Source organism: Costertonia aggregata (assembly GCF_013402795.1).
Classification (GTDB): Bacteria; Bacteroidota; Bacteroidia; order Flavobacteriales; family Flavobacteriaceae; genus Costertonia; species Costertonia aggregata.
The window spans coordinates 1,479,105-1,491,190 of the sequence record NZ_CP058595.1 but is presented as its reverse complement, the minus strand read 5'-3'; the positions used below and the strand labels follow the sequence as shown (position 1 = coordinate 1,491,190).

General features: G+C 40.6%; 6 protein-coding genes. All 6 read left to right on the top strand.

Features of this window, described 5'->3' with window-relative positions; all coding sequences use genetic code 11:
• The first annotated feature begins 20 nt into the window (after positions 1–20).
• Complete coding sequence (locus tag HYG79_RS06875) at positions 21–1,670, top strand: solute:sodium symporter family transporter (protein WP_179241374.1); 1,650 nt, start codon at positions 21–23, stop codon at positions 1,668–1,670.
• A gap of 15 nt (positions 1,671–1,685) precedes the next feature.
• The gene (araA, locus tag HYG79_RS06870; RefSeq protein WP_179241373.1) at positions 1,686–3,191 is read left to right on the top strand and encodes an L-arabinose isomerase; all 1,506 of its coding nucleotides are present in this window, start codon (positions 1,686–1,688) and stop codon (positions 3,189–3,191) included.
• Positions 3,192–3,218: 27 nt separating this feature from the next.
• Entirely contained in the window at positions 3,219–5,636 is a 2,418-nt protein-coding gene (locus HYG79_RS06865) for a glycoside hydrolase family 2 TIM barrel-domain containing protein (protein ID WP_179241372.1), read from the top strand.
• A 44-nt stretch (positions 5,637–5,680) separates the two neighbouring features.
• Entirely contained in the window at positions 5,681–8,794 is a 3,114-nt protein-coding gene (locus HYG79_RS06860) for a SusC/RagA family TonB-linked outer membrane protein (protein WP_179241371.1), read from the top strand.
• A gap of 15 nt (positions 8,795–8,809) precedes the next feature.
• Positions 8,810–10,285 (top strand): RagB/SusD family nutrient uptake outer membrane protein, encoded by a 1,476-nt coding sequence (locus tag HYG79_RS06855; protein WP_179241370.1) that lies wholly within the window; start codon positions 8,810–8,812, stop codon positions 10,283–10,285.
• A gap of 275 nt (positions 10,286–10,560) precedes the next feature.
• On the top strand, positions 10,561–11,778 hold the full coding sequence (locus HYG79_RS06850; protein ID WP_179241369.1) for a glycosyl hydrolase 53 family protein: 1,218 nt from the start codon (positions 10,561–10,563) through the stop codon (positions 11,776–11,778).
• Positions 11,779–12,086: the final 308 nt, after the last annotated feature.

Sequence of the window (12,086 nt, the reverse complement as noted above, 5' to 3'; positions counted from 1 at the left end):
AAAGAGACTAAAATAATTTCATGGGTATTATAACGTTTATTGCATTTACCCTGTTAGTGGCCGTTACGGCTTACTATTACACCCGCAAAACCGACGAGAATACATCGGACGGCTATTTCTTGGGTGGACGAAGCCTTACGGGACCCGTTATTGCCGGGTCTTTGCTATTGACCAATCTCTCTACTGAACAGATTGTTGGGATGAACGGCGTGGCATTCAGCGAAGGTGTTTTAATCATGGCGTATGAGGTTGTAGCGGCCTTGGCAATGGTATTTACCGCTTTTGTGTTGCTGCCGAAATATCTTAAAGGTGGTATTGCGACCATTCCCCAATTCTTGGAAGACCGTTACGGGAAAACAACCAAAACCATTGTTTCACTTTTGTTTTTGTTCGGGTATGCCATTTCAATGTTACCTACGGTATTGTATTCCGGTGCATTGGCGATCAATACGATGTTCGATTTGCCAGCGGCGATGAATTTAAGCGAAGAGGCCGCTTTATGGTTCACTGTTTGGGGCATTGGAATCATCGGGAGTATTTACGCGATATTCGGTGGGTTAAAAGCAGTTGCCATATCAGATTCGATTAATGCAATCGGCCTGATCGTTGGAGGTTCCATGATTCCCATTTTCGGATTACTATATGTCGGAGACGGCAATGTGTTCGATGGTATGGACGTACTTACGACCAACCTTCCGGAAAAATTCGATGCGCTAGGGGCTGCCAACTCATCCGTTCCATTTTGGACATTGTTTACAGGCATTTTAATCGTCAATTTTTATTACTGGGGAACGAACCAAGCAATAATACAAAGGGCCTTGGGGGCGAAAAACTTGAAGGAAGGACAAAAAGGACTTTGTCTTGCAGCATGTGTGAAATTATTAGGCCCCTTCATAGTGGTACTGCCGGGCATTATAGCATTTCAGGTTTTTAACGGGGATATTCCGAATGCGGATCAGGCCTATCCGATGCTGGTAAAAAAAATTCTACCGGTATCCTTGATCGGTTTTTTTGCTGCGGTCTTGTTCGGTGCCATACTCAGTTCATTCAATAGTGCTTTGAATAGTTCGGTTACTCTGTTCGGGCTCGATTTCTATAAACAGTTCATCAATACTGGCGCATCCGAAAGAAAAGTAGTGAAGGCCGGAAAACTGTTCGGGGCCGCTTTGGCTATTCTATCCATGATTATCGCACCATTATTGTACGGTGTCGAGGGTGGCATTTTCAACTATTTGCAAGAACTCAATGGTTCTTACAGCGTTCCAATTTTGGCGATTGTTTTAATCGGCTATCTAACGAAACGTGTACCCGGTATCGCGGCCAATATCTCCATTGTCTTTGGTGTTGTGACCTATTTGGTGGCCCTATACATTATTGGACCAATGATGGAAGCGTCTGCCATCGAAAATGCAAAGGCCAATGGTATTTTCGATGCAATTGCCCTCAACGATATCAGAGCAGAAGCTTTCCCGCACTTCCTGCATGTTATGGGAATCATTTTCGTGCTAATCGTTGGCATACTCCTAATCATTGGACAGCTCAAACCTAGGGAAGCACCATACCATTTAGAATATACGGAACAAGTGGACATTTCACCATGGAGATACATGAAACCAATCGGGGTTATGGTCTGCATCGCAGTGGCGGGCATCTATATTTATTTTTCATAACAGTTAAGCAAACGCATGATAGATTTAAAAAAATATGAAGTTTGGTTGGTAACGGGAAGCCAACATCTATATGGCGAAGAAACCTTGCAACAGGTCGCTGCCCATTCTCAAAAAATTGTGGAGGTCTATGGAAAGGATAAAAGAATTTCCGTTACGATAGTTTATAAACCGACTGTGAAGACACTTGATGAAATCCTTCAAATCTGTAAAGAAGCTAATAATACTGATTCCTGTATAGGATTAATAACTTGGATGCATACATTTTCTCCGGCCAAGATGTGGATTGCCGGACTCCAAACCTTGCAAAAGCCTTTTTTACACCTTCACACCCAGTTCAACAGGGATATCCCGTGGCAGTCAATAGATATGGATTTTATGAACCTAAATCAGTCCGCCCATGGCGGTCGTGAGTTCGGGTTTATTGCGTCGAGGATGCGTCTTAAGCGCAAGGTAATCGTAGGGCATTGGGAAAACGAGGCTGTTATTGAACAAATTGATGCTTGGTGTCGGGTGGCAGTTGCTGTTTCTAATTCAAGGCATATGAAAGTTGCCCGTTTTGGCGACAATATGCGGCAGGTAGCCGTAACCGATGGCAACAAGGTTTCTGCGCAAATCAAATTTGGCTATCAGGTAGATGGCTTTGGCATTGGAGACCTCAAAAAGTTTATCAACCAGGTTACCGATAAAGAAGTTAGAATGCTGCTGCAAGAATATCAAGATTTGTATTCCCTGCCCGAGAACCTTAAGCAAGGTGGGTCAAAACAACAATCGCTATATGATGCGGCCCAAATTGAAATAGGGATACGCGCCTTTTTGGAAAATGGAGACTACACCGCTTTCACCGATACTTTCGAAGATTTACATGGTATAAAACAACTACCGGGAATCGCGACACAGCGACTGATGGCTGCGGGTTATGGCTTTGGGGGAGAAGGAGACTGGAAAACGGCAGCTTTGGTGCGAACCATGAAGGTCATGGGTTCCGGGTTGGAAGGGGGCACTAGCTTCATGGAAGATTACACCTATCATTTTGATCCATCCAATATGGCGGTAATGGGTTCCCATATGTTGGAAATCTGTCCGTCTATCGCAAAAGGAGATGTACGTTGCGAAGTACATGCCCTGGGAATTGGAGGTAAGGAAGATCCCGCACGCTTGATTTTCAATGGAGGTTCCGGTGCCGCTTTGAATGCCTCTATAGTAGACATGGGAAATCGCTTTAGACTATTGGTGAACAAAGTGGAGGCATTGGAAATTACAGAAGATATGCCAAACCTTCCCGTAGCAAGGGTTTTATGGAAACCAAAGCCTGATTTACAGACGGCAGCTTCAGCCTGGATTTTAGGAGGAGGGGCACACCATACCTGTTACAGTCAAAATATTTCCGCAACGCAGTTAGAAGATTTAGCCGATATCATGGATATCGAATTTTTATTAATCGATGAAAAAACCGATTTGTACCGCTTTAAACAAGAACTACGGTGGAACGACATCGCATTTTCCAACAACCGTGAATTTTAAGCATACCCATCCTATAAAATAAAGACAATGAAAAAATACATACTAATCAGTTTTCAGTTGGTAGTCATCACCCTTATTGGTCAGCAGACTTTTGAGCCTATTTCGATGGACATGGACTGGAAATTCCACAAGGGAGGTGCCTATGGCGCGGAACAACCAACATTCGATGATACTGAATGGCGCAATATAGATGTTCCACATGATTGGAGTATCGAGAATTTGGAGGGTTCCGATTCTCCTTTCGCTTCCGATGCACATACGCAAGTTAATGGAGGTTTTACCACGGGAGGTACCGGATGGTATCGAAAGAGGTTTACGCCATCCTGGGAGACATCGGATAAGTTAACAATCATCCAATTTGATGGTGTTTATATGAACTCGGAAGTATATATCAACGGAATTAAGTTAGGCACTCGGCCATATGGTTATACTACATTTCAATTCGATTTGACTCCACACTTGGTATATGGTGAAGAGAATATCATTGCAGTAAAGGTTAAAAATTTTGGTGAAAATAGTCGTTGGTACTCAGGTTCCGGTATTTATAGACATGTCTGGATGATTACAAAAAACAAGTCGCACATTAAACCTTGGGGCGTATACATCACTACACCAGAAATTAGTAAGCGCAGCGCCAAGGTTGTTGTTAACCTGGATATTGTTGCTAATGAGAAAAATGAGTACACCTTAGAAACTATAATAGTAGACGAGGAGGGCGTTGAGGTTGCTAAGGTATCATCACAAACTTCAGACACTGCAACTGGGGCCATTGTTCAGAATGTTGATATTAAAAATCCAAAATTATGGTCTTTAGAGTATCCACATCAATATACTGCCGTAACGGAGTTGAAAGTTGGGAGCGCTATTGTTGACAGAGTGAAAACTATGTTTGGGGTAAGAAGTATCTCTTTTGATGTTGAAAATGGTTTTCAGCTCAATGGCCAAAAAGTACTTCTGAAAGGTGGATGCATTCATCATGACAATGGCCCTTTGGGGGCAAAATCCTTAGACCGCGCAGAGGAACGAAAAGTAGAACTATTAAAAGCGAGTGGTTATAATGCCCTTCGCCTAGCGCACAATCCACCGAGTCAAAAATTATTGGAAGTGTGTGACCGATTGGGAATATTGGTTATCGACGAGGCTTTCGATATCTGGGAAGTAGCTAAAAATCCGGAAGACTATCACTTGTTCTTTGAAGACTGGTGGAAAAAAGATGTGCACAATATGGTCGTCAGAGACCGTAACCACCCTTCCATTATTCTTTGGAGCATGGGCAATGAGATTCCCGAACGTGGTACAGCAAAGGGGGTTGAAACCGCTAAAAAAATTGGTGATTACATCAAATCCTTGGATGCAACTAGACCTACTACCGCTGCGGTCAACGGTCTGGCTCCTGACAAGGACCCTTACTTTGCCGCCCTCGATGTAAGCGGTTATAACTATGCCGTTGGCGGTGACCATAATAAGGAAACGATTTACGCAGATGACCACAAAAGAATACCTACGAGAATTATGTACGGTGCGGAGAGCTATCCGTTAGAGGCTTTTGGTAGCTGGATGGATGTATTAGAACACCCTTATGTCATTGGCGATTTTGTATGGACAGCATGGGATTATATCGGTGAGGCAGGCATCGGATGGATGGGCTATCCACAAAAAAGTAATTTTTATCCGTGGAATCTGGCGTACAACGGAGATTTTGATATCTGTGGCTGGAAACGTCCTCAATCCCATTACCGAGATGCCCTCTGGAAAGAAAATCAGTTATCCGTTTTTGTACAGTCACCCGAGCCTTCGTTCCCTGACAGCAATAAAGATTTGGCCGATTGGTCTAAATGGCATTGGTACGATGTCGTGGAACATTGGAACTGGCAGGCTTTTGAAGGCCAGACCTTAGCTGTAGATGTTTATTCGTCCTGTGATGAAGTCGAGCTTTTCTTGAACGGGAAAAGCCTTGGTAAGAAAGCTACCAACAAATCTACCGAATTTAAAACAACATTCAAGGTGCCCTACGTAGCTGGAAGTCTAAAGGCCATAGGCTATGAAGGCAGAAAAAAGGTAAAAACCATCGAACTAAAGACTGCTGGTACCCCAGTATCTATAAAAGCTTCCGCAGACCGAACAGAAATAAATGCTAATGGTCAAGACCTAAGTTATATAACGTTTGAACTATTAGATAAAGATGGCGTTCGCAATTTTCTGGCGGATGATATGTTGGATTTCAAAATCGAAGGCCCTGGGGAAATCGTCGCCGTTGCCAATGCCAATCCTAGAAGTTTGGAGAGCTACACGGCCCATCAAAGAAAAGCATGGCGCGGCAGGTGTATGGTCATTATAAAATCAACCTCTATTTCGGGAGACATCAAATTAACAGCAAGCTCAAAAAACCTAAAAGGGTCAGAGGTACTTATCAGCTCCATTTCAAAAAAGAAACCATCCAAATAAAAAATAACTGAAAATGATTCAATTAAACTTTAAACTAAACTACTATGAAAATGAAAATTAATAAGTCCAGCTTGCTCTTGGCGATGCTGCTATTTTCACATCTTTTGTTTTTTGGCCAAATAAGCCAGATAACAGGGACTGTGTATGATGATGTGGGAGTTCCATTGCCTGGTGCCACCGTACTAGTTAAAGGAACTACAAATGGGACAACAACCGACTTCGATGGAAATTTTTCCATAAATGCTTCTAGCTCCGATGTGCTGATCGTATCCTATATCGGTTTTTCAAAAACGGAAGTGGTTATTGGAGACAAAAACAGTTTTATCATCAACCTAGAAGCCAGTACCGAAACATTAGATGAGGTAGTTTTGGTGGGTTATGGAGTGCAGCGCAAAAAAGACGTTACAGGAGCCGTGTCCACCGTAAAAGCAGAGGATTTGAATACCACAAATGCCGTTACCATTGAGAATTTGTTGCAAGGTCAGGCAGCGGGGTTAAATGTGACCGCAGGAACAGCACAACCGGGTGGTGCACTTAATATAACAATCCGCGGTGCCATATCTCCTAATGGTGATAACAGTCCGTTGTACGTAATCGACGGTCTTCCCATTAGCAATAATTCATCCACAGAATTTAATTCTGCACCAGAGGGTTTTAGGGGTGGGTTTGCCAGAAGCCCATTGGCCAACATAAATCCAAACGATATCGAATCTGTTGACATATTAAAAGATGCCAGTGCAACTGCAATATACGGTTCAGCTGCATCTAATGGTGTAATATTGATTACAACAAAAAAAGGTAAAGCAGGAAAGACTACCGTAAATTTTAGTAGTTCGTTTTCCATACAAACCGCAAAAGAGTATTTACGGCCTTTAAACGCTACAGAATTCAGAAGAGCTGCCAATGATTTTGGAGCGGAACAGCTTAGGGTGAACAATCAACTGGCCCCTTACGGAAACGGCACCACGCCAATCAGTGGTTTTACACCATTTTTTAGTGACGGACAAATACAAAATGCAGGTGTAGGGACGGATTATATAGATTTTGTAGTAAGAGATGGTACTATATCAGATCAAAATGTATCTATTACATCTGGTAATGAAAATACAAAGATATTTACTTCGTTCAACTTCTTCGAACAAAAGGCATTGTTGGTAGGGTCAAATTTTAAAAGGCTTTCTGGAAGAATCAACTTAGACCAAAAATTAGGGTCTAAAATCAATTTTCGTCTAGGGGTATCCTACAATAACACAAAAAGTGATAACGTAGCCACAGGGCAGTCAAATGATATTGATAGTCCTTCATTATTACAATCTGCTTTGCAGTTTGCTCCAGACATCTCTCCTTTTGATGAAAATGGAAATACAACTATTGGTTATAATGCCAGAACTCCTAACCCTGCCAGCTACTCACAAATAACCAATCAGAATTTAAGCACACGTGTTATTTTAACACCTTCCTTAAAATTTGATTTAAGTGATGCCATAAATTTAAATATTGTTGGTGGTATAGATAACACAAGTACGGAACGGCGCTTTTTTGTGCCGGTGGCTGCAAATTTTCTTACCGTACCCGAAGGTAATGCGCAATTAGGTAATACTAGGTTGGGCAATTATAGTGCTGAGACCTTTTTAAATTTTAACAATACCTACGGTGACCATAGAATCTCAGCCGTTATCGGTGCCGGTTACTACAAAAATACATTTAGTGATTATGGACTTGAAGCGATAGGTTTTCCTACTGACATATTTGGATTGGATAATATCGGTATAGCGAATAACAGGCTTCAAAGTAGTGTTAGTTCAAATAGAGGAGTAACTAGAATCAAATTATCTCAATTCACACGACTAAACTACACCTTGAAAAATAAGTATATTTTTCAATTTACGGGAAGATTCGATGCGTCCAGTAATTTTCCAGAAAATAATAAGGTAGGGTTTTTTCCAGGAATTTCAGCAGGATGGGTAGCCAGCGAAGAAAACTTCATGAAAGACATTACCTGGTTTCCAGAGTTGAAGTTTAGAGCGGGTTACGGAACTACAGGTAACGAAAGTATTACCGCAAATAATATTTTCGGTTCTTCTTTATATGCGCTCACTACTGATTTCAGTTATCTCATAGGAAATCAACTTAACAACAGTGGTTTTATCCAGACACAATTAGGTAATCCGGATTTAAAATGGGAGACCAACATTACTATTAACGCTGGTATTGATTTTGCTTTATTAAAAAATAGAAGAATTACAGGTTCTATAGATTATTTTCAAAGAACGGCCGAAGATTTACTGGATTTTAGAACCTTACCATCTTCAAACGCCAATACCTTACAAGTCTTTAATGTGGGTTCTACAAGAAGTACTGGTATTGAAGTGTCTTTAAGAACCGAAAATATTATAACGGAGAACTTTTCATGGTCTTCATTGTTTACTTTCGGAACGGCCAGAACGTTTTGGTTAGAACGTAATCCTGGGGTTGAGTTAGCAGAATATATTGGAGATAATGATGCGATTAATGCTGTATATGGTTGGAAGACCAATGGTTTAATACGCACAGCTGATGATATACCGGATTATCAACCCGATGCTTTTGTAGGTAATGTTAAGTATGTAGATTTAAATGGTGACGGTCAGTTAAATATTGAGGACGTTACCAATTTAGGCGACCTTGCCCCAAGAGGTACCTTTGGCATCAACAATAATATTAGGTTTAAAAATTTTGATCTCGCGTTTCAGATTTACGGAGCATATGGCAATCTGACATTTGATGGTTTTCAAACTTTTGCTCAACCTGCAATCATTGCCCGCCAAGGTTTACCTACCAATGTGGAGGCAACTACACTAGATGTTTTTACCTCTTTTAATCCTGATGGTATTTATCCCGGTTTTGCTCCTGATGTAGCAGGTGCCAATAATCCTACTGGAGTTAATGATTTTCGAACAGTTGAAAACAGCTTTTTTGCGCGACTTAAGAACGTAAATTTTGGGTATTCTGTACCTATGGACAATGTTAAGTTGGTTCAATCATTACGGTTGTTCATGAACTTCGATAATTTATTCTTCTTGACAAATACGAGGGGATTAGATCCAGAGATGGAGCGTAATAACAATCCGTATCCAATGGCACTCACAAGCGCATTGGGTTTGAGTGTACAATTCTAAAATAAAAAATACAATATGAAAAATTCAATTTATAAGATAGTAGTTGCTACCGTTTTGCTATTGTTTTCGCTAAGTTGCGAGGACGCACTAGAACCTCAGGTTTTCAATCAAATAAATGCATCTGATTTTCCTCAGACCGAAGCAGATGTACTGGCGGCATTAATTCCTTTTTATGCACAATTCAATCAGGATTATGGTAATAACGACCCAACACGTAATGTGTTTACTTTCAATTTCAATGCACACTTCCTGGGGTATAGCTGGGCGACCTCGGTACAGACCGATGAGGCTTTTGATATTTTCTTTTTTCCCGAAAGCACTTTTACCTTTGGCCCCGCCACTTATGACACTAATAGTGGTCTAACTTTTTATGATCGAGTTAGTTACGTAGCAAGAATGACTGGGTTGATAGATATAATCGAGAAGTCTGAAATCCCCAATAAGGAACTTTATATTGCAGAGACCAAAGCACTTAGAGGTTGGTTTATGTATGTGCTATATGATTTTTATGGGCCTGTAAGTGTTCGTTTAGACCCAACTACCCTAGCAGATGAAACTCCGCTTGCCAGACCAACCAAAGAGGATTATGTAGCTGCTATGGTTCAAGATTTAGAGGATGCAATTGAAGGTTTGCCCGAAAAATATAATGGTACATCAGATTGGGGCAGGGCCTCAAAAGGTGTCGCTAGTATATTGTTGATGAAGGTGCATATGCATGAAAAAAACTGGGCCGAAGCAAAGGAGGTTGGCGAGAGCATCATGAATATGGGCTACAACCTAAACCCTAGCTACAAAAACGTTTTTACCGAAGCGCAAAATAATGAAATCATTTTTGCTGTTCCCGGAAACTTGGGAACCGGTAACATATGGTTCGCCTGTATATTGCCAGGCGATGCCAAAAGTGTTTTAGGTGTTGATGTAACACAAGGGGCAAAGTATAAGCTCAACGAAATGCCTTGGTCATTTTACGATACATATTCCGATGGCGATATGCGTTTGGAAACAATAGCCAATGAGTATATTAATAACGATGATAATGTGATTGGCAGGGATAATGGTCTAACTGGGGCAATTCCTTTGAAATATACCGACTATGTTCCTAGTGAAAACGAAGGTTTTGATTTAATCATGTACAGGTATGCCGATGTTATTTTGGCAATGGCAGAGGCGACAAACGAATTAGATGGCCCAACAAGCGAGGTTCAAGCTTACGTTAGGCAAATAACGGATCGTGCCAACACCACTGGTAACATACCTCTAGGTGCGTTTTCAAGTCAGGATGAGATGCGGGAGTTCATTTTAGCGGAACGTGGTAGAGAGCTGTATTGGGAATTCGGTATAAGGCGTCAAGATTTAATTCGCAATAATTCTTTTATTTCAAAAGCCCAAGCTAGAAACTTAGATGCCAGTGATTTTGAGGTCTTATTTCCAATCCCTGCAAACGTGATTATCGAGTCTGGTGGAGTAATTGAACAAAATCCAGGATACTAATCAATTTTAGAATTTGAGTTAGATGTTAGTTTGGTCAAGCGGCTGTTCGAATTCAGGAATTTGGGCAGCTAATTGATTTCCGATTCCTTAATCCTACGATATCAGAGATAAATCCTTCTCTGTCATCTAAAATTGAATACAAGTAAAGTGAGGTAAAATATGGATATCAAGTACCAGACATCAATAACTCAACATTATAATTTAGAATCGGTAATTTAAATCCGATTCAAGTATGTCATAAGAAAGTCCTTTGTTTAATTTTAAAAATTATTGTAATGAAAAAAAAATCGAAATTTCTGAAATTTGCCATTGTTCTGGCAGTAATGATTCTTGCGTCTTGTGATGATGTAGATGAGTATATCGCTGAAAATCTTCCAAACACAGATTCTAGCGAAGAAGAATCTGGAATTCCCATAGGCGTCGGTGACTTTGAAGTCAGGGCCATGGATGTTTCATTTCTTCCACAATTGGATCGTGATGGGGTTATGTTTAAAAACGATGAGAATGAAACAAAAGACTTACTTGAAATCATTAAGGCTTCTGGGGTGAATACCGTGAGACTCAGATTATGGGCAAAAAACACCAATATTTATGGCTATGACGAGGTGAAAATATTATCAGATAGAGCAAAGGCGCTTGGTCTGAAAACTTGGATAACCATACACTATAGTGACACTTGGGCCGACCTCAACAATCAAAAAACACCTGATGATTGGCCAACCTCAAATCTTGACGAGCTCAAGGATATTGTAAATAACTACACTAAGAACATTGTTCTAGCCCTAGACCCTGATTATGTACAAGTGGGCAACGAAATAAATAAGGGAATACTATTGCCACTTGGCGACTACGATATAAATTGGCAGAATTTCAGGGATTTAGTTGGGGTTGGATGTCAAGCTGTTCGTGAGGCATCTTCAAAGGCGAAGATTATTATGCATTATGCCGGTATTGGAGAAGGGGCTAACAATTTCTTTCTGGGCTTATACGACCTTGATTATGATATCATCGCCGTTTCTTATTACCCCATTTATTACGAGGGGAAAGGTTTGGATTATTTAAAAAGTTCATTGAACGAATTAAATGCTACCTATCGCAGACCAAATGTACAAGAAAATGGCCAGCCCTATGATCAGCAAATACCTCAAAAATTAGAACTTTTAATTGCCGAGGTTGCTTACCCTTTTACAGAAGATAACGATGATCAAACAAATAATATTTATCCTGCTGCCAATGCAAGCCTATTAAGCGAATTTAGTGCCACCAGAGAGGGTCAGGCGGCTTTCCTTAGAGGTTTCAGGCAAACACTTTCTGAGATTGATAATACTCTAGGTTTTGGCTATTGGGGCGGTGAGTTTGTTGCTTTTGATGGAATAGATGCTCTTAACGGATTAAACGGTTCCAACTACGATAATCATGCGCTTTTTTTTCGTGATACAGGTTCGCGAAAATCTTTTAAGGAGTTACCGGCTTTACAGGAATTTAAGGAATGACCAAGATTCAGAACTTTGGGTCTTTTTTACCAACCTCTAGGTTATTTTTAGCTTAGAGGTTATTTTGTATCGAATCCAAGCTTTTGACCATCACATTTTTGTTCCTATCAACATCTTCAAAAGCCTGATTCAATCCCTTCACCTGATGGGCTATTTACATACAAAACGTTGGTAATAAAAGCATTACTTTCTAATTCTATCTATATCCAAGTCGGTATATTAGCTGAGGTAAATAAAATTGTTAACGTATTATTGGATTTATTCGAATCTGATATGTTTAATCATACATTGAGTCAAATGAAAAGGGT